Annotated in this window: 15 protein-coding genes; 9 read left to right on the forward strand and 6 right to left on the reverse strand. The window is 60.7% G+C overall.

All coding sequences use genetic code 11. The features are described from left to right. The first annotated feature begins 2 nt into the window (after positions 1-2). The 4 genes from J1G18_RS25060 to J1G18_RS25075 all read left to right on the forward strand — a co-directional run bounded on the left by J1G18_RS25060 (position 3) and on the right by J1G18_RS25075 (position 5931). The gene (locus J1G18_RS25060; RefSeq protein ID WP_007961819.1) at positions 3-710 is read left to right on the forward strand and encodes a TetR/AcrR family transcriptional regulator; all 708 of its coding nucleotides are present in this window, start codon (positions 3-5) and stop codon (positions 708-710) included. A 158-nt stretch (positions 711-868) separates the two neighbouring features. Beyond that, positions 869-1879, forward strand: coding sequence for a beta-N-acetylhexosaminidase (nagZ, locus tag J1G18_RS25065; RefSeq protein ID WP_041068989.1), 1011 nt, complete (start codon positions 869-871; stop codon positions 1877-1879). An 11-nt stretch (positions 1880-1890) separates the two neighbouring features. Further along, complete coding sequence (locus tag J1G18_RS25070) at positions 1891-2628, forward strand: S-methyl-5'-thioinosine phosphorylase (protein ID WP_123588508.1); 738 nt, start codon at positions 1891-1893, stop codon at positions 2626-2628. 9 nt (positions 2629-2637) lie between these two features. After that, a complete protein-coding gene (locus J1G18_RS25075; protein ID WP_223008999.1) occupies positions 2638-5931 on the forward strand; it encodes a DEAD/DEAH box helicase in 3294 nt (1097 codons plus the stop codon). A gap of 125 nt (positions 5932-6056) precedes the next feature. Here J1G18_RS25075 and J1G18_RS25080 read toward each other — a convergent pair whose 3' ends face one another. The 3 genes from J1G18_RS25080 to mfd are packed head-to-tail and all read right to left on the reverse strand — an operon-like array spanning position 6057 to position 12785. Next, entirely contained in the window at positions 6057-8747 is a 2691-nt protein-coding gene (locus J1G18_RS25080) for a DEAD/DEAH box helicase (protein ID WP_098964805.1), read from the reverse strand. An 11-nt stretch (positions 8748-8758) separates the two neighbouring features. Continuing rightward, a complete protein-coding gene (locus tag J1G18_RS25085; RefSeq protein ID WP_134786954.1) occupies positions 8759-9325 on the reverse strand; it encodes a CsiV family protein in 567 nt (188 codons plus the stop codon). Between the two features lie 10 nt (positions 9326-9335). Then, complete coding sequence (gene mfd, locus J1G18_RS25090) at positions 9336-12785, reverse strand: transcription-repair coupling factor (RefSeq protein ID WP_223009001.1); 3450 nt, start codon at positions 12783-12785, stop codon at positions 9336-9338. A 354-nt stretch (positions 12786-13139) separates the two neighbouring features. Here mfd and J1G18_RS25095 point away from each other — a divergent pair, with 354 nt between their 5' ends. After that, positions 13140-14603 carry a glyceraldehyde-3-phosphate dehydrogenase gene (locus J1G18_RS25095; protein WP_003226583.1) on the forward strand — a complete coding sequence of 488 codons (1464 nt, stop codon included), beginning with the start codon at positions 13140-13142 and terminating at the stop codon, positions 14601-14603. Positions 14604-14784: 181 nt separating this feature from the next. Here J1G18_RS25095 and J1G18_RS25100 read toward each other — a convergent pair whose 3' ends face one another. After that, a complete protein-coding gene (locus tag J1G18_RS25100) occupies positions 14785-16086 on the reverse strand; it encodes an MFS transporter (protein ID WP_223009003.1) in 1302 nt (433 codons plus the stop codon). Positions 16087-16158: 72 nt separating this feature from the next. Between J1G18_RS25100 and J1G18_RS25105 the strand changes: the two genes are divergently transcribed. Continuing rightward, entirely contained in the window at positions 16159-17208 is a 1050-nt protein-coding gene (locus J1G18_RS25105) for an FAD:protein FMN transferase (protein WP_223009005.1), read from the forward strand. A 197-nt stretch (positions 17209-17405) separates the two neighbouring features. Continuing rightward, entirely contained in the window at positions 17406-18800 is a 1395-nt protein-coding gene (gene sthA / locus J1G18_RS25110; RefSeq protein WP_003226580.1) for a Si-specific NAD(P)(+) transhydrogenase, read from the forward strand. A gap of 42 nt (positions 18801-18842) precedes the next feature. Here the strand turns inward: sthA and J1G18_RS25115 are convergent, their stop codons facing one another. Continuing rightward, entirely contained in the window at positions 18843-19565 is a 723-nt protein-coding gene (locus J1G18_RS25115; RefSeq protein ID WP_008087738.1) for a glycerophosphodiester phosphodiesterase, read from the reverse strand. 14 nt (positions 19566-19579) lie between these two features. Beyond that, positions 19580-20161 carry a PilZ domain-containing protein gene (locus tag J1G18_RS25120; protein ID WP_007968195.1) on the reverse strand — a complete coding sequence of 194 codons (582 nt, stop codon included), beginning with the start codon at positions 20159-20161 and terminating at the stop codon, positions 19580-19582. A gap of 94 nt (positions 20162-20255) precedes the next feature. On the opposite strand from J1G18_RS25120, the gene J1G18_RS25125 reads away from it, so the two are divergent. Together J1G18_RS25125 and lolD are read left to right on the forward strand one after the other, a co-directional pair. Continuing rightward, positions 20256-21506, forward strand: a complete 1251-nt coding sequence (locus J1G18_RS25125) for a lipoprotein-releasing ABC transporter permease subunit (protein WP_007968198.1) — start codon at positions 20256-20258, stop codon at positions 21504-21506. Positions 21507-21513: 7 nt separating this feature from the next. Further along, the gene (lolD, locus tag J1G18_RS25130) at positions 21514-22197 is read left to right on the forward strand and encodes a lipoprotein-releasing ABC transporter ATP-binding protein LolD (RefSeq protein WP_177325613.1); all 684 of its coding nucleotides are present in this window, start codon (positions 21514-21516) and stop codon (positions 22195-22197) included. Positions 22198-22232: the final 35 nt, after the last annotated feature.

The following is a 22232-nucleotide window of genomic DNA, read 5'->3' on the forward strand; positions in this document are numbered from 1 at the left end:
CCATGGCCCAGTCGGAAACCGTTGAACGCATTCTTGATGCTGCCGAGCAGTTGTTCGCGGAGAAAGGTTTCGCTGAAACCTCATTGCGTTTGATCACCAGCAAGGCCGGGGTAAACCTGGCGGCGGTGAACTATCATTTCGGCTCCAAGAAAGCGCTGATCCAGGCGGTTTTCTCGCGCTTCCTCGGGCCGTTCTGCATCAGCCTCGATAAAGAGCTGGAGCGTCGCCAGGCCAAGCCTGAAAACAAGCCGACCCTTGAAGAGTTGCTGGAAATCCTCGTCGAGCAAGCGCTCGTGGTGCAGCCACGCAGCGGTAACGACCTGTCGATCTTCATGCGTTTGCTCGGTTTGGCGTTCAGCCAGAGCCAGGGTCACCTGCGTCGTTATCTGGAAGACATGTACGGTAAGGTGTTCCGCCGCTACATGCTGTTGGTCAACGAAGCGGCTCCGCGCATCCCGCCAATCGAGCTGTTCTGGCGCGTGCACTTCATGCTCGGCGCTGCGGCGTTCAGCATGTCCGGGATCAAGGCCTTGCGCGCGATTGCCGAGACCGATTTCGGCGTCAACACCTCGATCGAACAGGTGATGCGTCTGATGGTGCCGTTCCTTGCCGCCGGCATGCGTGCCGAAACCGGTGTCACCGACCCGGCGATGGCGACTGCGCAGCTTCGCCCGCGCAGCAAATCGACTCCGGTGGCCGCCAAGGTTTAACCGCACACGGGTGGGCGCGGCTGCCTGTATCCGCTAAGCTAGCCGCCCATGCCGACTTTCGTTCTGAACCCGATCTCTATAGAAATTACTGACCTGCCGAGCCCTGCTCACGGTAGCGATTTCTGGCGGATCGGGTTTTTCGTTTTCAAGGAATCTCTATGACTGCTGGCCTGCAAGGCTCGTTGATGGTGGACGTCGCCGGTACCTGGCTGACGGCCGAAGATCGCCAATTGTTGCGCCAGCCCGAAGTGGGCGGCCTGATCATTTTCGCGCGCAACATCGAGCACCCGCGCCAAGTGCGCGAGCTGAGTGCTGCGATCCGCGCCATTCGCCCGGATCTGCTGCTGGCGGTCGACCAGGAGGGCGGCCGGGTGCAGCGTCTGCGTCAGGGCTTCGTGCGCCTGCCCGCGATGCGTGCCATCGCCGACAACCCGAACGCCGAATACCTCGCCGAACAATGCGGCTGGGTCATGGCCACCGAAGTGTTGGCGGTCGGCCTCGACCTGAGTTTCGCCCCGGTGCTGGATCTGGATTACCAGCGCAGCGCCGTGGTCGGCACTCGTTCGTTCGAAGGGGATCCCGAGCGCGCCGCATTGCTCGCCGGCGCCTTCATCCGCGGCATGAACAGCGCGGGCATGGCCGCTACCGGCAAGCATTTCCCCGGTCACGGTTGGGCCGAAGCCGACTCCCACGTCGCGATCCCGAATGACGAGCGCAGTCTCGACGAGATCCGCGCCAACGACCTCGTACCGTTCGCCAGACTCAGCAAGCAACTCGCTGCGGTCATGCCGGCGCACGTCATCTATCCGCAAGTCGATTCGCAGCCGGCCGGGTTCTCCCGTCGCTGGTTGCAGGACATCCTGCGCGGCGAGTTGCAGTTTGACGGCGTGATCTTCAGCGACGACCTGTCGATGGCCGGCGCCCACGTGGTCGGCGACGCTGCCAGCCGGATCGAAGCCGCGTTGACTGCCGGTTGCGACATGGGCCTGGTGTGCAATGACCGCGCTGCGGCCGAACTGGCCCTGAGTGCTGCGCAACGGATGAAGGTCAAGCCGTCCGCACGCATTGCGCGAATGCGCGGGCAGGCGTTCGCCAGCACCGACTACCGTCAGGATCCGCGCTGGCTCACCGCCATCGGCGCGCTCAAAGACGCTCAACTGATCGATTAAGGATTTTTGCTATGACGGTTTACGCAATCATCGGTGGCACCGGCCTGACCCAGCTCGAAGGCCTGAGCATTCGTCAGTCGTTGGCGGTGGATACGCCTTACGGTTCGCCGTCGGCTGAAGTGCAGATCGGGGAATATGCCGGCAAGGAAGTTCTGTTCCTCGCCCGTCACGGCCATCCCCATCGTTTCCCGCCGCACAAGGTCAACTACCGTGCCAACCTGTGGGCGCTGAAGCAGGCCGGCGCCGAGGCGATCATCGCGGTCAACGCGGTGGGCGGGATCCATCCGGCCATGGGCACCGGGCATTTCTGTGTGCCACACCAGATCGTCGATTACACCAGCGGTCGCGAACACACGTTTTTCGCCGATGATCTGGAGCACGTCACCCACATCGATTTCAGCTTCCCTTACAGCGAGTCGCTGCGTCAGCAACTGATCGCCGCGCTGGCTGCCGAAGGCTGCGAATACAGCGATCAGGGCGTGTACGCCTGCACCCAGGGCCCGCGTCTGGAAACCGTGGCGGAGATCGTGCGTCTGGAGCGCGATGGCTGCGACATCGTCGGCATGACCGGCATGCCGGAAGCGGCACTGGCCCGTGAGCTGGATCTGGATTACGCCTGCCTGTCGCTGGTGGTGAATCCGGCAGCAGGCAAGACCACGGCGGTGATCACCATGGCCGAGATCGAGCAGGCGCTGCATGACGGGATGGGCAAGGTGAAATCGACGTTGGCGCGGGTGTTGGCCAGCTAAGGACTGTCCATGAGCAGTTTCATCGAGCGGCTTAAAGGGCTGGCATGGACTCACGCATTCAGTAGCAAGGCGTTGGCCAAGGCCCGTGCTTATGCTGTCGATGATCGGGTAGAGATCATCGAGATCGATGACAGAAAGATCGAGGCGTTCTGCGTCGGTTCGGAAGATCAGGCGTATGAACAAACCATTTACCTGTCCGAAGATCGGCTGGGTTCCGTCACCTTGCGTTGCCTGTGCACCTGTCCTGTCTCAATCGACTGCAAACACTGCGCTGCGGTGCTCTATCACCTGCAGGGCCGTGATCATGAAGCGTCCGAAAGTGACGCTCAGGCCCAGTTGGGGCGGGCGCTGGAACATTGGCTTTCGACCATTCCCGTGCCGGCCAAGCCCATCGGAGAAGGCGCGCAAACCGCAGGCACGCGCCTGTTTTACAAGCTCAAGCCAACGTCAGTGAGCGGCAAGTGGCTGCTCGATATTTTCAAGGTCTCCCAGCTCAAGAACAGCGAGTTACGCGAAGTAAAACCGATGTATTCGCTGGCGGACATGCTCATGCGTCAGCCCGGTTATCTGTCCGAACTGGATCTGCGCGTTGCCAGGCTGTTGGTCGCCATGCATTCCCATCACGCCTATTACAGCGGCTATCCGCTGGAAGGCAGCAGTGGCGCCGAACTGCTGGAAATGCTCCTGTGCACCTCCCGCCTGTTCCTCGACTTCGAAAACTTGCAGGCACTGACGCCGGGCGCGAAACGCATGGGTCTGTTCTCTTGGGCCGAGCAGGCCGACGGTGGGTTCCGCGCCCAGTGGAGCAGTGCCGAGGCTGCGCAGGAAACCGTGCTGGCGCTGGAGCCGCTTTATTACCTCGATCGTGAGCAGCGACAGGTTGGCCCTCTGTTCAGTGAGTTGGAAGAAAAACTGGCCTGCCATTTGACCCTCGCCCCAGACATCCCGGCGCGTCAGGCGATGCAGTTCAGCCATCGCATGAGCGCGATGACCAAAATCCCGCCGCCGCACAAGCTCACCGAACGAATCATCGATGACGTGCTTCCGCAGCCGCAACTGACTTTGGTCAGCGGCCGGGAGCGTTCGCGCTGGGAATACATTCTTGAGCACCGCGCCGCTCTGGTATTTACCTACAACGGCCAGCCGACGGTGGATCGCAACCCGGAAGTGATGATCCTCAACGGTACCGAAACCCAGCGCATTCAACGCCAGCCTGCGATGGAAAAGAAGCTGCGCCAGAGCCTGCAAAAGCTCGGCTTCAAAAAAGCCACGCGCAAGAGCGCTATGGATCGTCCCGGCGAGATGTTCACTTTGCCGGATGATTCCGCCTGGCTCGGATTCATGCATGAAGGGCTTGCCACACTGCGCGCCGCGGACTGGGAAATCGAAATCAGTCCCGGCTTCCATTTCGATGTGCAGCCGGTCGAACACTGGTACGCGGAGGTCGAAGAAGAGGCCGGGCATCAATGGTTTGATCTGCAACTGGGCATCGTCGTCAATGGCGAGCGCTACAGCTTGTTGCCGATCCTTCTGCATCTGTTGCGCACCCAGCCACGTTTGCTCGACCCGGTGAATCTGGCGCAACGCAGCGACGACGAAAAACTCCTGATCGAACTCAAGCCCAGCGGTTTTGGCGACCCGGCAGGCGCCAAGGTGGCGTTGCCGCTGAGTCGGGTCAAACCGCTGATGGCGACGCTGGGCGAGCTGTACCTGGGCGGACATCAGGGCGATGCGCTGCGCTTGACTGCTCCAGACGCCGCGCGCCTGAGTATGCTCGATGGCATGCCACTGGAATGGCAGGGCGGCGAACGCCTGCGCACTTTTGCCAAGCGGCTGCACAATTCCAGTCACACCCATATTGCTGCGCCGGCCGGCCTTAATGCGCAACTGCGCCCATATCAGCTCGAAGGCCTTGGCTGGATGCAGACTCTGCGGGAGCTGGAGGTCGGCGGCATTCTTGGCGATGACATGGGCTTGGGCAAAACCCTGCAGACCCTGGCGCATCTGCTCACGGAAAAGCACGCCGGTCGCCTCGATTGCCCGGCACTGGCGGTGATGCCGACCAGCCTGATTCCCAACTGGCTCGACGAGGCCCAGCGCTTCACGCCTCAGTTGAAGGTCCTGGCGCTGCATGGGGCCGGGCGGCAAAAAGACTTCGCCAATCTCGCCGAATACGACTTGGTGCTGACCACTTACGCCTTGCTGCCCAGGGATCTTGAAACGTTGCGGCCGCAGTCGTGGAGCGTGCTGATTCTCGACGAAGCGCAGAACATCAAGAACCCGCTGAGCAAAGCGGCGCAGGCCGCACGTGACTTGCAGGCCCGTCAGCGCTTGTGTCTGAGCGGCACGCCACTGGAAAACCATCTCGGCGAGCTCTGGTCGCAGTTTCATTTCCTCATGCCTGGCTGGCTGGGCGACAGCAAATCCTTCAACCGCGATTACCGCACACCGATCGAGAAGCATGGCAATGTCCAGCGCATGCAGCACCTGACGGCGCGCATCAAGCCGTTTCTGCTGCGTCGCAAGAAAGATCAGGTCGCCACTGAGCTGCCGCCGAAAACCGAAATCATCCATTGGGTTGAACTCAGCGACGGCCAGCGCGACGTCTATGAAACGGTGCGCGTGGCGATGGACAAAAAGGTGCGCGACGAAATTGCCCGCAGTGGTGTGGCGCGCAGTCAAATCATCATTCTTGATGCCTTGCTCAAGCTGCGTCAGGTCTGCTGTGATCTGCGCTTGATCAACATGCCTCTCACGGCGAAGGCATTGCGCTCGGGCAGCGGCAAGCTGATCAGCCTGATGGAGATGCTCGAAGAGTTGCTCGGCGAAGGTCGGCGCATCCTGCTGTTCTCCCAGTTCACCTCGATGCTGGCGCTGATCGAGCAGGAGTTGCAGCAGCGCGCTATCGGTTATTCGTTGCTGACTGGCGACACCACCGACCGGCGCACGCCAGTCAAGAATTTCCAGGGCGGCAAGGTGCCGTTGTTCCTCATCAGCCTCAAGGCTGGCGGTACCGGTCTGAACCTGACGGCTGCGGACACGGTGATCCACTTCGACCCGTGGTGGAACCCGGCAGTGGAGAATCAGGCAACTGATCGCGCTTATCGTATCGGGCAGAACAATCCGGTGTTTGTTTACAAGCTGATCGCTCGCGGCACGGTAGAGGAAAAGATACAAGCGTTGCAGCAGGAGAAAGCAGCGCTGGCCGGGGCGGTGCTTGAAGGTGGTACGACGGGTGGATTCAAACTGGAACAGAGTGATATCGAAGCGCTGTTTGCGCCGTTGCCCGCTTCCAGGCAGTAAGCTTCAGTTTGAACCTTCAACCGAGGTGATCCGTTCGCGAGCAGGCTCGCTCCCACAAGGGGAAATGCGATCCAACTGTGGGAGCGGGCTTGCTCGCGAAAGCTATCTAGCAAACACTGCACATCTCAACGCTTGTCGAACTTATCCGGCAACGGCGCAAATAGCGCTTCAATATCATCGCTCTGCAGTTTCCAGTCCCCGGCCTTGCGCCCATCCAGTACGCCTGCTGCCAAGTCAGACTTTTCCTTCTGCAGGTGCTGAATCTTCTCTTCCACCGTGCCGCGGGCAATCATCTTGTAGACGAACACCGGCTTCTCCTGGCCGATTCGATAGGCGCGGTCGGTTGCCTGGTTCTCGGTTGCCGGGTTCCACCACGGATCGTAATGGATCACCGTGTCCGCTTCGGTCAGGTTCAGGCCGACGCCGCCGGCCTTCAGGCTGATCAGAAAAATCTGACGCTTGCCGCTCTGGAATTCCTTCACCGGCGTGCGCCGATCGCGGGTCTGGCCGGTCAGCAAGGCGTAGGCCACGTTGCGTTTCTTCAGTTCGTCTTCGATCAGTGACAGCATCGAGGTGAACTGCGAGAACAGCAGAATCCGCCGACCTTCTTCGAACAACTCTTCGAGCATTTCCATCAGGCTGTCGAGTTTGCCCGAGCTGCTGCCACGGGCGGGCAGGGTGGCGTCGTTGACCAGGCGCAGATCGCAGCAGACCTGACGCAGCTTGAGCAGGGCTTCAAGAATGATGATCTGGCTGCGCGCCACGCCTTTGCGAGTGATCTCGTCGCGGACTTTCTTGTCCATCGCCAGGCGCATGGTTTCGTACACGTCGCGCTGCGCCTCATTGAGATCGACCCAGTGGATGATCTCGGTTTTGGGCGGCAGTTCGGTGGCCACCTGTTCCTTGGTGCGGCGCAGCAGAAACGGTTTTATCCGCCCATTGAGGTGCTGCAGCCTGACTTCGCTGGCGCGCTTTTCGATCGGCACGCGGTAGTCGGCATTGAAGCTTTTGACATCGCCCAACCAGCCCGGCAGCAGAAAGTGGAACAACGACCACAACTCGCCGAGGTGGTTTTCCAGCGGTGTGCCACTCAGGCACAGGCGCTGGCGCGCGTTGAGTTCGCGAGCGGCCTGCGCGGCCTTGCTGTTAGGGTTCTTGATGTACTGCGCTTCGTCGAGCACCAGAACGTGCAGCGGCTGTTGTGCCAGCCGTTCGACGTCCTTGGGCAGCAGTGCATAGGTGGTCAGGATCAGGTCGAAGTCGGCCAGATGCTCGAAATGCTTTTTGCGGCCGGCACCGTACAGCGCGACCACTTTCAGTTGCGGCGTGAAGTGCGCGGCTTCGTCGAGCCAGTTCGGGATCAGGCTGGTGGGCATCACCACCATGCACGGTCGATCCAGACGCCCGGCGTTTTTCTCGCTGAGAATATGCGCCAGGGTCTGTAGGGTTTTACCCAGACCCATGTCGTCCGCCAGAATCCCGCCGACCTCAAGCTGACGCAGGGACTGCATCCAGCTCAAGCCTTCGAGCTGATAGGGACGCAACGTCGCGTTCAAGCCCTTCGGCGCTTGTGCACTGTAGTCGCGGATGTCGCGCAGGCGTTGGGCGAAACTTCGAATCTGTTCGCCACCCTCCCACAGCAGGGGAATGCCTTCCAGCGAGTTGAGCCGCGTGGCGTCGGCCTTGCTCAGGCGCAGGGTGGTTTCGCCCGGTTCCTGCAAGTAGAACTCGCCCAGCGTTGCCAGTACCGGTTTTAGTCGGCCAAGGGGCAGCGCCACTTGCAGCGGCCCGTGCTCACTGTTGCGTTGCGGCACATTGACCAGAATCAGCTCGTCATCGCGGCGCCGCGCCAGGCGTTCCGGGTTAAGGATTTCCGTGTGCGAGCGCATCAGGTTGAGCAGGATCGGCAGCAGGCTCAGGCGCTCACCATTGACGATGATCCCCAGTTCCAGATCGAACCAGTCGCGTTCCGGCGCCTGTTCGACGGTGGCGTACCAGTCGTCGACGGCGGTCAGGTCGAAACCGAACTCCTCGTCGATCTGCAATTCCCAGCCTTGGGTGCGCAGCTTCGGCAGTTCGTTGAGGGTAAACGTCAGCCAGGCGCTGTCGTTGACCATCTCGTACAGCTCACCGGCGCTTTCCGGCAGCGCTTTGCTCTGGCGCGTGGCGATACGGAAGCCGAGGATTCTTAACTGTTCGCGGTAGGACTGTTCCACTTCCGGATGGCGTTTTATCCGCAGGGTCTGGGTTTCCTGACGAATCAGAATGTCGCTGTTTTTCTGTCCGCTGACGTATTCATCCAGATAGCTGAACGACAGCGCCGCTCGATGCTGAATGTAACGCTGCATCTTGCCGTTGCGCGGCTCAAACGCGCTGAACTCGACACTCGCCAGCCACAGGCGCGGCAGCGGTTGCACGTTGTCCACCAGCACTTGCGGCGGCGCCTTGGGGCTGCGGTTTTCCAGAACAGCCTGGAGTTTTTCCAGCAGTTCGGCGTCTTTGGCGGCGGCAGGGTATTCGAGGGTTTCCTGCACTTGCAGGAGTACTGCGGCGCAGTGTTTGCAGTTATTGCGCACCGGGCAGGTGCAGGTGGCGTCAACCAGCAACAGGGTGTCTTTGGCTGACTCGCGCAGGTGAATGGTCTGACGGTAGACGTTACCGCCAGAGCCTTCGCAACTGGCGGTGATGGTCGCATCGCCCACCTGCGCGATGCGTACCCGGTTTTCCAGGGCGTAGCGGCGGCCACGCTCCAGGCTCTGTTCCTTGAATCGGCTGACCCAGGAGGGTGCCAACGGTTTACTCAGGGGCGGGGACATAAGGACTTCGATCAGTCCGGAATCGCTTCAGGGGCTTGCCGAGGGGCGGGCGCCGTCAGGGATGTGATCTTGATCAGCAGCGCCAGGTGGCCGTTGTCGAGATAGTTGAGCTGGCCGTTTTTGGTGTGGCTGTCCTGTTTCAGGTGTTCGCTGGCAGTGACCATGCCGTTGGCGTCGATCTGGTTGACCCAGAAGTCGGCGTTCACGTCGGTGAAGCGTCCGAGTTTCATTTCCAGCGTGCCCTCGATCGGGAACTGGCCGAACTGTTCCTTGCCGTCGCTGACTGCCACCTTGGTCGGCGCTTCGCCGAGGGTCTGCTGCCAGGCCTTGTGCATCAGCACACTGTAATCACCGCTGGCGCTGAGTTTGCTGGCAACGTCGCCGAGCGCAGGTGTGCGCAGGCTGTCATCACCCAGGCGTTGAGCGCCGACGGCCCAGTCTTCCGGGGCGGCACGGCTGACGATCGCTGGCACGGCGTTCTGGCGGACCAGAATCATTTCGACCTGATACAGGTCATCGGCGAAAACCGAAGGGGCTACCAAGGCAAGTAGCAAAGTCAGTGAGCGAAACAGGCGCATGCGGCGTCCTTCAAACAGTTTTCGGGAGGAGGCGCTCGAACAGCGCCTCTACAGTATTAAAGCGCTCTTCCGGGCGTTCCATCGGCACCTGGAACTTGAACATCGTGGCGCCTTCGAATTTGTAGCGTTTTGGCTGAGTCTGGATCAGTTTGATCAAGGTCATCGGGTCGACCGGCGTCTGCGCGGCGAACTCGATGCGTCCACCCTGCGGGCCACCGTCGACTTTCTTGATGCCCAGTTGTTCGGCCTGCAACTTCAGCGCGGTGATGCGCACCAGATTCTTGGTCGGCTCCGGCAGCAGGCCGAAACGATCGATCATCTCCACTTGCAGATCCTTCAGGCCTTCCTCGTCGGTGGCCGAAGCGATGCGCTTGTACAGAATCAGGCGGGCGTGAACGTCCGGCAGATAGTCTTCCGGAATCAGCGCCGGCACACGCAGGTTGACCTCCGGGCCACCGCCGAGCGGTTGATCGAGATTCGGTTGCTCGCCCTTGCGGATCGACTTCACCGCGCGCTCGAGCATCTCCATGTACAACGTAAAACCCACGGCCTGAATTTGCCCGCTCTGGCCATCGCCCAGCAGTTCGCCGGCGCCACGGATTTCCAGGTCGTTGGTCGCCAGCACGAAACCGGCGCCCAGATCCTGGGTGTTGGCAATCGCTTCCAGACGCTTTTCCGCGTCCGAAGTGATTTGCTGGCGTGGCGGCGTCAGCAGGTACGCGTAAGCCTGGTGGTGACTGCGGCCGACACGTCCGCGCAACTGGTGCAATTGCGCCAGACCGAACTTGTCGGCGCGCTCGATGATGATGGTGTTGGCGCTCGGCACGTCGATGCCGGTCTCGATGATGGTCGAGGCAATCAGCACGTTGAAGCGCTTGTGATAGAAGTCGCTCATCACCTGTTCGAGTTCGCGTTCGCGCATCTGTCCGTGACCGATGCCGATCCGTGCTTCCGGCACCAGTTCGGCGAGATCCGCCGCGCATTTCTCGATGGTCTTCACGTCGTTGTGCAGGTAGTAAACCTGACCGCCACGCAGCAGTTCACGCAACAGGGCCTCTTTGACCGTGCTCTTGTTCTGCTCCATGACGAAGGTGCGCACCGACAGGCGTCGCGCCGGCGGCGTGGCGATGATCGACAGATCGCGCATGCCCGACACCGCCATGTTCAGCGTGCGCGGAATCGGCGTGGCGGTCAGCGTGAGAATGTCGACTTCGCTGCGCAGGGCCTTGAGCTGTTCTTTCTGCCGGACACCGAAACGGTGTTCTTCGTCGATGATCACCAGACCCAGGTTTTTGATCTTCACGTCGTCGGACAGCAGCTTGTGCGTGCCGATGACGATGTCGATCTTGCCTTCCGCCAGATCGGCGATCGCCGCGTTGACTTCCTTGGCCGATTTGAAGCGGCTCATCACTTCCACGGTCACTGGCCAGTCGGCGAAGCGGTCGCGGAAGCTGTTGTAGTGCTGCTGGGCGAGCAGGGTGGTCGGCACCAGAATCGCGACCTGACGCCCGCCGTGCACGGCGATGAACGCGGCGCGCATCGCCACTTCGGTCTTGCCGAAACCGACGTCGCCGCAGACCAGACGATCCATCGGCTTTGGCGCGAGCATGTCTTCGCGCACCGCTTCGATGGTCGCTTGCTGGTCCGGCGTTTCTTCGAACGGGAAACCGGCGCTGAAGGTCGCGTAATCGACTTTCGGGTCGGCAAACGCGTAGCCTTCGCGGGCGGCACGACGGGCATAGATGTCGAGCAGCTCAGCGGCGACATCGCGCACCTGTTCGGCGGCTTTGCGCTTGGCTTTCTGCCAGGTCTCGGAGCCGAGGCGGTGCAGCGGCGCCAGTGAGTCATCGCTGCCGGTGTAGCGGGCGATCAGATGCAGGTTGGCCACCGGCACGTAGAGCTTGGCGTTCTCCGCGTATTCCAGTGTGAGGAATTCCGCCGCCTGATTGTCGATCTCCAGAATCGTCAGGCCGAGATAACGTCCGACACCGTGGTCGATGTGCACCACCGGTGCGCCTTCGCGCAGTTCGGTAAGGTTCTTGATCACCGCATCGTTGTTGGCGTCGGCGCGCTTTTCGCGACGGCGGCGCTGCATGACTCGCTGACCGAACAGCGGGCTCTCGGCCACCAGTGCCAGCGCCGGGTCGTCGAGCATCAAGCCTTCGTCGAGCGGCGCAATGGTGATCGCCAGACGATCCTTGCTCGAAACGAAGTCCGGCCAGCTGTCGACGGTTTTCGGCCGCAGCTTCAGACGTTCCAGCAGCTCCAGCAGAACTTCACGCCGGCCCGCGGATTCGGCGGTGAACAGCACGCGTCCAGGGAATTCGTCGAGAAATGCCGAAAGCGCTGCCAACGGTTGTGTGGCCTTGGCTTCGATCGCCAGGTTCGGCAACGCTTGCGCCGGGAAGCGCTCGCGGCCGGCACCGGATTCGACGTCCTGCTGACTGGCGACGACCCGTGGCCAGCTCTTGAGGCGGGCGAAGCAGTCTTCCACCGGCAGGAATAATTCCGCAGGCGGCAATAGAGGGCGCGATGGATCGACGCGGCGCTCTTCGTAGCGATTGCGCACGTCGTTCCAGAAGTTTTCTGCCGCTTGTTCGATACCCGGCAGCGAGAACACTTGAGTGTCCTGCGGCAGGTAATCGAACAGTGTCGAGGTTTCGTCGAAGAACAGCGGCAGGTAGTACTCGATACCGGCCGGGGTGATGCCGCTGCTCAAGTCCTGGAAGATCGGGCAGCGCCGGAAGTCGACGTCGAAACGCTCGCGAAAGCGCGCCTTGAAGCGGGTGACCGCATCTTTCTGCAGCGGGAACTCTCGGGCCGGCAGCAGCTTGACCGAATCGACCTTGTCGATGGAACGTTGGTTTTCCGGGTCGAAGGTGCGCAGGGTTTCGATTTCGTCATCGAACAGGTCGATGCGATAGGGCAGTTTGCTGCCCATCGGGAACAGGTCGATCAGCGCGCCGCGCACGGTGAACTCGCCGTGCTCGTAGACCGTATCGACGTAGCGATAGCCGCTGGCCTCGAGGCGCGAGCGCATCTGTTCGACATCGAGCTTCTGCCCGACATCCAGCACCAGACTGCTGCCGAGCAGGAATTTGGTCGGCGCCAGGCGATGCAGGGCGGTGGTAATCGGCACCACCAGCACGCCGTGCGCCAGTTCCGGCAGTCTATAAAGGCTGGCGATACGCTGGGAGATGATGTCCTGGTGCGGCGAGAACAGATCGTACGGCAGGGTTTCCCAGTCGGGGAAATGCAGCACGGGCAAATCCGGGGCGAAGAAACTCAGCTCCTGTTCCAGCCGTTCGGCACTCTGGCTGTCGGCGGTCAGTAGCAGGGTGAAGCGCTTGGCAGCGCTGGCAGCCTCGGCAATCGCGAGGCTGAGGGCAGCACCGGGCAGGTTGCCCCAATGCTGTTTACCTGCCGCGGCAGGGAGAAGCGGTAGACGCAGAACGGGCACGGAAGGTTGAGCTCCAGGCTTTGCGACAAAGTCGGTAATTGTAGCGGCGTCAGGTGCCGGCTGTCAGTTGCAGACTGCGTCTATCTTCGCGGTTTGCGCAAAATGTAGTGGTAACCATAAAAACGAGCACTTTTTTAGTGGTTATGTAGTGCCGAAATCGACTGGTGTTACGGAGGGTTACAGACATCGTCTAACAGTCGTCGAAAAATTGACTGCGCTGGAAGCCCCGGTTTTACTGGGCTGGCGCGGGGCGTAATTTTTTTGAACGGAATTTTGTTACCGATTGCGCGACAAGCGCGCATTGCTACAAGAGGTTCTCGGCGGCATAATGTAGCCCCTTTTTTCTGCCCCTACATGTGGAAGGTTCCCGTGACTCAGAAGCCCGACCAGTGTCTTGGTGAATGGATCGACCGTGAAGCACTCGCAGAAGCGATGATTCCGCTTATCGGTCAGCTCTACCGCAATAACAACGTGGTGAGCTCGATCTATGGCCGCAGCCTGATCAACCAGTCTGTCATCGCGATTCTCAAAGCTCACCGCTTTGCTCGCCACCGTTCCTCCGACGATAGCGAACTCTCCGTCCACGAAACATTCCCTCTGCTGAAAGCCATGAGCGAGCTCAAGCTCGGCGCGGCTTCGGTAGACCTGGGCAAGTTGGCGTTCAAATTCCGCAGCGAAGGCAATGGCCGCAGCGCCGAGCAGTTCGTGCGTGAAGAACTGGCTGACGTGGTTGGTCAGCAAAACGCTTCGGCCCGCAAAGGCACTGACGTTGTGCTGTACGGCTTCGGTCGTATCGGTCGTCTGCTGGCGCGCATCCTGATCGAGAAAACCGGTGGTGGCGACGGTCTGCGTCTGCGTGCCATCGTCGTGCGCAAAGGCGCCGAAAACGACCTGACCAAGCGCGCCAGCCTGCTGCGTCGCGATTCGGTACACGGTCCGTTCAACGGCACCATCGTCATCGACGAAGAAAACAACACCATCACCGCCAACGGTAACCTGATCCAGGTGATCTACGCGAAGAACCCGACCGAGGTGGATTACACCCAGTACGGCATCAAAGACGCGCTGCTGGTGGACAACACCGGTGTATGGCGCGACGCCGATGGCCTGGGTCAGCACCTGCAATGCCCGGGTGTCGCTCGCGTTGTTCTGACCGCGCCGGGCAAAGGCAAGCTGAAGAACATCGTTCACGGTATCAACCACAACGAAATCACCGCTGACGACAAGATCGTGTCCGCCGCTTCCTGCACCACCAACGCCATCGTGCCGGTGCTGAAGGCTGTGAATGACAAGTTCGGCATCATCAACGGTCACGTCGAAACCGTTCACTCGTACACCAACGACCAGAACCTGATCGACAACTTCCACAAGGGCGATCGCCGTGGCCGTTCCGCCGCGCTGAACATGGTCATCACCGAAACCGGTGCTGCCACCGCGGCTGCCAAGGCCCTGCCTGAGCTGGCCGGCAAGCTGACCGGTAACGCGATCCGCGTTCCGACGCCAAACGTGTCGATGGCCATTCTCAACCTGAACCTTGAGAAAGCCGCCAGCCGTGAAGAGATGAACGAGTACCTGCGCTACATGGCGCTGCACTCCGATCTGCACAAGCAAATCGACTTCGTCAACTCGCAGGAAGTGGTGTCCACTGACTTCGTGGGTTCGCGTCACGCCGGTGTGGTCGATGCTGAAGCAACCATCGTTCAGGACAACCGCGTTGTGCTGTACGTCTGGTACGACAACGAGTTCGGCTACAGCTGCCAGGTGGTTCGCGTGATGGAAGACATGGCCGGTGTAAACCCGCCAGCGTTCCCGCGCTAAGCCTTCGCTGCAAATGAAAACGCCCCGACTTAGGTCGGGGCGTTTTTTTATGCCTGCTGAATCTTTATTGCCTGTACCGGCCTCTTCGGGAGCAAGCCCCCTCCCACAGGTTTGGCGGTGTTCACACAATCATGTTGGCACCACCGGACCTTGTGGGAGGGGGCTTGCTCCCGAAGGCGTTTTATCGGGCGCCACCTGCCACGGCCGCTTGCGCAGTCCGCAGCTCATGCTTATTGCCATGGAACAGCACCAGCGTCGCAATCAACCCCAGTACCGCCGCACCGCTGAGCCAGATCCCCGGCGCAGCCTTGTTGTCCAGCACATGGATCAGATAAGTACAGGCTGCCGGCGTGAAGCCACCAAAGGTCGCCGTCGCCAGGCTATAGGCCAGCGAGAACCCGGTGGTGCGCACTTCCACCGGCATGATTTCGGTCAGCGCCACCACCATCGCTCCGTTGTACGAGCCGTACAGGAACGACAGCCACAGTTCGACGATCAGCAAATGACTGAAGCTCGGGTTCGCCACCAGCCACGACAATGCCGGGTAAGCGGTCAGGATTGCCAGAATGGTCGCCGCCAGCAGTAGGGGTTTGCGCCCGATCTTGTCGGACACCGCGCCCATCACCGGCAGCCAGAAGAAATTCGACAGACCGATGCACACGGTCACCAGCAGCGCGTCGAAATCCGACAGATGCAGTTCAGCCTTGCCGAAGGTCGGGGTGTAGGCGGTGATCAGGTAGAACGAAACCGTGGTCATCACCACCAGCGCCATGCCGGCGATGACGATGCCGAAGTTCTGACCGATCGAACGGACGATTTCCCGCAGGGTAGGGCGATGTTTACGCGCCTGGAATTCCGGGGTTTCCTCCAGCGAGCGACGAATGATGAAGATCACCGGAACGATCATGCAGCCGATCAGGAACGGCACGCGCCAGCCCCAGTCACCCATCTGTTCCGGGCTCAGCCAGTGGTTGAGACCCACTCCGAGCAGGCCGGCAAACACCACCGCCGCCTGCTGGCTGGCGGACTGCCAACTGACGAAAAAGCCTTTGCGGCCCGGCGTGGCGATTTCCGCCAGATACACCGAAACACCGCCTAGCTCGACGCCGGCCGAGAAGCCTTGCAGCAAACGACCGAACAGCACAATCAACGGCGCTGCGACACCCAGAGTGGCATAGCCCGGCACGCAGGCGATCAGGATCGTACCGGCGGCCATCAACGCAAGGGTAATGATCAGGCCCTGGCGACGACCGTGGCGGTCAATGTAGGCACCAAGGAAGATCGCGCCCAGCGGACGCATCAGGAAGCCGGCACCGAAGGTGGCCAGGGAAAGCATCAGGGAAGCGAAGGCGCTGTCGGCCGGGAAGAAGGTTTTGGCGATGGCCGTGGCGTAGAAGCCATAGACCATAAAGTCGAACATCTCGAGAAAATTGCCGCTGACAACGCGAAAAATCGCTTTGCCTTTGCCCGTGGTCGAGGACATTTTCAGTTACTCATTATTGGTTTCTTATGACGCGTTGCATCCGTTGGGGAGCGTGCGGGCCTTTGATCCATAATGGCTGGCGCGCTTTTATGGGGAGATGAAGAATTGTTCACTGGACGGTGGGTTTGGCTTGTGAGTGTGGCGGTTGTCCTCGCTGCCTGTGGCAACGGTGAGTCCATGGAAAGCTTTGGGGGGGCGACCATGGGCAGCACGTATTCGATCAAGTACGTGCGACACACCGGTGTTGCCGAACCGGCGCAAGTTCGCCGAGAAGTGGAGGCTATCCTCGCGGAAGTGGATCGGCAGATGTCGACCTATCGCAGTGACTCCGACATCGAACGTTTCAATGCCTTGCCGGCGAACAGCTGTCAGACCCTGCCGGCTGCCGTGCTCGAATTGGTCCGTGTCGGCGAGCAGCTGTCGGAGCAAAGCGAAGGTTCCTACGACCTGACTGTCGAACCGCTGATGAACCTGTGGGGGTTCGGCCCGCAAGGGCGTGAAGAGAAAGTCCCCGACTCCGCCGCGCTGGCCGAAACCCTGCAGCGAGTCGGCTACCGCCATTTGCATATCGACGGCGACCGCTTGTGCAAGGACGCCGCTGTCGAAGTCGACTTCAACAGCATCGCCGCCGGTTACGCGGTCGACACCATCGCCGCCAGGCTCGAGTCGATGGGCATCCATGACTATCTCGCCGAAGCCACCGGTGAACTAAAGGCCAAGGGCAAGAAGCTTGATGGCTCATCCTGGCGTATTGCGCTGGAAGAGCCGCGAGACGATCAACAGGTGGCCGAACGGATCATTCAGGTCGACGGCTACGGGGTTTCCACCTCCGGTGATTACCGTAACTATTTCCTGCAAGGTGGCCGGCGTTATTCCCACACCTTCGATGCGCGGAGCGGGGCGCCGGTCCTACACAACCTGGCGTCAGTCACGGTAATTCATCCTTCAGCGTTGATGGCCGATGGACTATCGACGCTGTTGCTGATTCTCGGGCCTGAAAGGGCTTGGGACTATGCCGAAAAACACGACATTGGTGCATTCTTCGTGATTCGTGCCGATACAGGTTTTGTTATCCGCACCAGTGCGGCTTTCGAACGCCTCAGTGGCGCAAAGGTTGACTGAAAACAGTACGAAAGCTGGCGTTGTAGTGCAGGCAAAAGTAGCCTACGACGCGACCAAGGGTTAATGTGCGCGGCGTTGACGCTTCTATAGACTGTGTCCGGGTTCTTTACTGACCCCCAATTGTTCCTTCGCGCCACGATTCGGCGTGATTTAGCCGCCGGTGCTGCTGGCACCGCGGCCTGTTCTGAGGAGTACGCATGGCTGTCTACAACTACGACGTGGTGGTGTTGGGTTCCGGCCCGGCGGGAGAAGGCGCGGCAATGAACGCCGCCAAAGCGGGGCGCAAGGTGGCAATGGTCGACAGCCGTCGCCAGGTCGGCGGCAACTGCACCCACCTGGGAACCATCCCGTCCAAGGCCCTGCGTCACTCGGTGCGGCAGATCATGCAGTTCAACACCAACCCGATGTTCCGGGCGATCGGCGAACCGCGCTGGTTCTCCTTCCCGGACGTGTTGAAAAGCGCCGAGAAAGTCATTTCCAAACAAGTCGCTTCGCGCACTGGCTACTACGCTCGTAACCGCGTCGACGTGTTCTTCGGCACCGGCAGCTTCGCCGACGAGCAAACCATCGAAGTGGTCTGCGCCAATGGCGTGGTCGAGAAGCTGGTGGCCAAGCACATCATCATCGCCACCGGTTCGCGCCCGTATCGCCCGGCGGACATCGATTTCAATCACCCGCGCATCTACGATAGCGACACCATCCTCAGCCTCGGCCACACCCCGCGCAAACTGATCGTTTACGGCGCCGGCGTGATCGGCTGTGAATACGCCTCGATCTTCAGCGGTCTGGGTGTATTGGTTGAACTGGTGGACAACCGCGGTCAGTTGCTGAGCTTCCTCGACTCGGAAATCTCCCAGGCGTTGAGCTATCACTTCAGCAACAACAACATCACCGTGCGCCACAACGAAGATTACGATCGCGTTGAGGGCGTCGATAACGGGGTTATCCTGCACCTGAAGTCCGGCAAGAAGATCAAGGCCGATGCCTTGCTCTGGTGCAACGGCCGTACCGGCAACACCGACCAGCTCGGTCTGGAAAACATCGGGGTCAAGGTCAACAGCCGTGGCCAGATCGAAGTCGACGAGGCCTACCGCACCTGCGTGCCGAACATCTATGGCGCTGGCGACGTGATCGGCTGGCCGAGCCTGGCCAGTGCCGCCCATGACCAGGGTCGTTCGGCTGCCGGCAGCATCGTCGATAACGGCAGCTGGCGCTTTGTGAATGACGTGCCGACCGGTATCTACACCATTCCGGAGATCAGTTCGATCGGCAAGAACGAGCAGGAGCTGACCCAGGCCAAGGTGCCGTACGAAGTCGGCAAGGCGTTCTTCAAGAGCATGGCGCGTGCGCAGATCGCCGGCGAGCCGCAAGGCATGCTGAAGATCCTGTTCCACCGTGAAACCCTGGAAGTGCTGGGCGTCCACTGCTTCGGTTATCAGGCGTCGGAGATCGTGCACATCGGTCAGGCGATCATGAGCCAGCCGGGCGAGTTGAACACCCTGAAGTATTTCGTCAACACCACGTTCAACTACCCGACCATGGCCGAAGCCTATCGGGTAGCAGCGTACGACGGCCTCAACCGGCTTTTTTGACGGGCTCCGGCCGGTGGCCTGAGCCGGCCGGGGAGACCGATTTCAGCAATTCTCAAGGGTGGCAGTGGCCAAACCGGGAAAGTCTGTAATCAGGCTGTCAACGCCGAAGTCGGCGAGTCTGCGCATCAGCGCAGGCTCGTTGACGGTCCACACCGAGACATGCAGCCCCTGACGCTGCGCCTTCTGCAGGCGTTCCGGCGTACACAGCGTCCAGTTCAGAGCCAGAATCTCACAGCCATAGCTGGCGGCGACCTTTAGCGGGTCGAGCCAGGCGTATTCGGCCACCAGTCCACGCGACACGTCCGGCACCAGGTCCAGCGCCGCTTTCAGCACTTCCCGTGAGCTCGAAGTGATGGTGACCTTGTCCAGCAAGCCATGACGCTGAGCCATTTCGCGAATCGCCAGTACGGTAGTCGCGGCGCGGGTGCGTGAAGCACTTTTGACTTCCAGTTGCCAGTGCTCGAAATCGCACTGCTCGAACAGTTCTTCCAGGGTCGGAATCGGGCACGGTTTGATCCAGCCCGGGCCGCCCTTACGCGCGTCGTAGGTCACCAGTTCGGCGGCGGTGTGTTCGACCACCTTGCCGCGCCGATCGGTGGTGCGCTTGAGGGTCGGGTCGTGGATCACCATCAGCTCGCCGTCCTTGGACAGGTGCAGATCCAGTTCGCAACGGCGCACGCCGTGCTTGAGACATTCCTGAAAACTGCTCAGGGTATTTTCCGGTGCTTCGCCCTTGGCGCCGCGGTGGCCGTAGATGAGGGTCACGGTGCTTCCTTAATTTAAATGCCTGATTCGTTCTGTTCACGGGCCAGGCGTCGTTCCTGGGCCTGTTTCTGCAAGATATAGCGGGCGAGCAACTGGCGCTGGGCGTCGGTCAAGTGTTCGAACTCTGTGCCGACGTCGTAGCCGTCGCCCTTGCGATCGCAATGAGTGACGCGGGCGCGCAGCAGCAGGCCCAGTGCCTGCGGCATCAGCACCAGTTTCACCGACAGGTGCGCGCCGGTGGCGATTGGGGTCGGGTGCTGAAAGTCGATCCCGCCTTCGGAGATGATCACCGGTTGTGGCTCGCCGATATGGCCGAGCACGGTCAGGGCGACCACCTGGCTGAGCAGGTCGATGCGTTTGTTCTGGGATTTGAGGAACGCAGCGATCGCCCGGTCGCGCTCGCTGATCTGGCGTAACAGGTGCTGCGACTCGAATTCGCTCAGGTGCAGTTCGCTGAGCAGGTTGAACAGCGGGGAAGCATCCTGCAACACTTCCTGGCCTGCCGCTTCGGGAGCGGACAGGGGCCGAATTTCCAGTGCGATCATGTCCTCGATACGGTAGTATTCGCGGCGATCTTCTTCATCTAATGTCGACATGGCGAACCCATGGTAGCGGCGGTGGTCTGAGTGTAAAGCTGGTTATCGACCCCCGCCACAAGGACGTTCCTTTTCCCTCCGAACAAGCCCCGACATGTTCAGACCTCTCTTCGTATTTATCGGCACGCGTTATACCCGTGCAAAGCGTCGCAATCATTTTGTGTCATTCATTTCCCTGACTTCGATGATCGGGCTCGCCCTTGGCGTGGTCGTGATGATCGTGGTGCTATCGGTGATGAACGGCTTCGATCATGAGATGCGCACCCGCGTGCTGGGCATGGTGCCCCACGCGACTCTTGAAACCGGCGAGCCGATCAACGATTGGCAGAGCCTGGCCGCCAAGGTCAAACGCAACCCTGAGGTGACGGCGGTTGCGCCGTTCACCCAGATGCAGGGTTTGCTGACCAACAACGGCCAGGTGTCCAAGGTGTTGCTCAACGCCATCGACCCCGCGCTCGAGCGCAATGTGTCGATCATCGACAACTTCATGAAGCAGGGCAAACTCGACGATTTGACACCGGGCAGCTTCGGCATCGTCATCGGCGACAAGGCCGCGACCAAGCTCGGCGTGGGCCTCGGTGACAAAGTCACCTTCGTCGCGCCGGAGGTCAGCGTGACCCCGGCCGGGATGTTCCCGCGCATGAAGCGCTTTACCGTGGTTGGCATTTTCCATGTCGGCGCCGGTGAGCTGGACGGCTACCTGGGCGTCACCAACCTGCAGGATCTGGCGAAAATGCACCGCTGGAAGCCTGATCAGGTGCAGGGCATCCGGTTGAAGTTCGATGATCTGTTCCAGGCGCCGCGCGTGGCCTGGACCATCGCCCAGCAACTGGGCGAAGACCATTACTACGCCCGCGACTGGACCCGCACCCACGGCAACCTGTATCAGGCGATCCGCATGGAAAAAGCCATGATCGGTCTGCTATTGCTGCTGATCGTCGCGGTGGCTGCGTTCAACATCATTTCCACGCTGGTGATGGTGGTAAATGACAAGAAGAGCGACATCGCCATTCTGCGTACCCTCGGCGCCACGCCGGGGACGATCATGCGCACGTTCATGGTGCAGGGCACCGTGATCGGCGTGGTCGGTACGGCGATTGGTGCGGTGCTCGGTATTCTCGCTGCGCTCAACGTCAGTGCGGCGATTTCCGCCCTCGAAGGGCTAATCGGCCACAAGTTCCTCAACGCCGATGTGTATTTCATTGATTACCTGCCGTCGCAGGTGCAGAGCCAGGACGTGGTCATGGTCTGCGCTGCTGCGTTGGTCCTGAGTTTCCTCGCCACCCTGTATCCCGCCTGGCGTGCCGCGCGCACCCAGCCGGCGGAGGCGCTACGTTATGAGTGAGTCGGGCATGAGTGATAAAGCAATTTTGAGCTGCCGCAACCTGGGCAAATCCTACGAGGAAGGCCCGGAGTCGGTGCAAGTGTTGGCCGGTCTGCAACTGGAGTTGCACCCGGGCGAGCGTGTGGCGATCGTCGGCAAGTCCGGTTCCGGCAAAAGTACCTTGCTCAACCTGCTGGGCGGTCTCGACACGCCGACTGAAGGCAGCGTCTGGCTCGACGGCGAAGAACTGTCGGCGCTGAGCGAGAAGAAGCGTGGCCTGCTGCGTAACCGTGCCTTGGGGTTCGTGTACCAGTTCCACCACTTGCTGCCGGAATTCACCGCGCTGGAAAACGTCTGCATGCCGCTGCTGATCGGCAAGACCGCGATCCCGCAAGCACGTCAGCGCGCTACCGCGTTGCTGGAGCGGGTGGGGCTGGGCCATCGTCTGGAGCACAAACCGGCCGAGCTGTCCGGTGGCGAGCGCCAGCGTGTGGCCATCGCCCGTGCGCTGGTGAACAATCCAGGCCTGGTAATGCTCGATGAGCCAACCGGCAACCTTGATTCGCACACCGCTGAAGGCATCCAGGACTTGATGCTGGAACTCAGCACTTCAATGCGCACCGCGTTCCTGGTGGTGACTCACGACATGAACCTGGCCCGCCAGATGGACCGCGTCCTGCAGTTGCAAGAAGGTTGCCTGACCGCCATTTGACCGACCGAAACCCGGTGCCTGTGTAAGGCATCGGG

It is taken from the genome of Pseudomonas sp. MIS38 (genome assembly GCF_019891575.1).
Lineage (GTDB): Bacteria > Pseudomonadota > Gammaproteobacteria > Pseudomonadales > Pseudomonadaceae > Aquipseudomonas > Aquipseudomonas putida_A.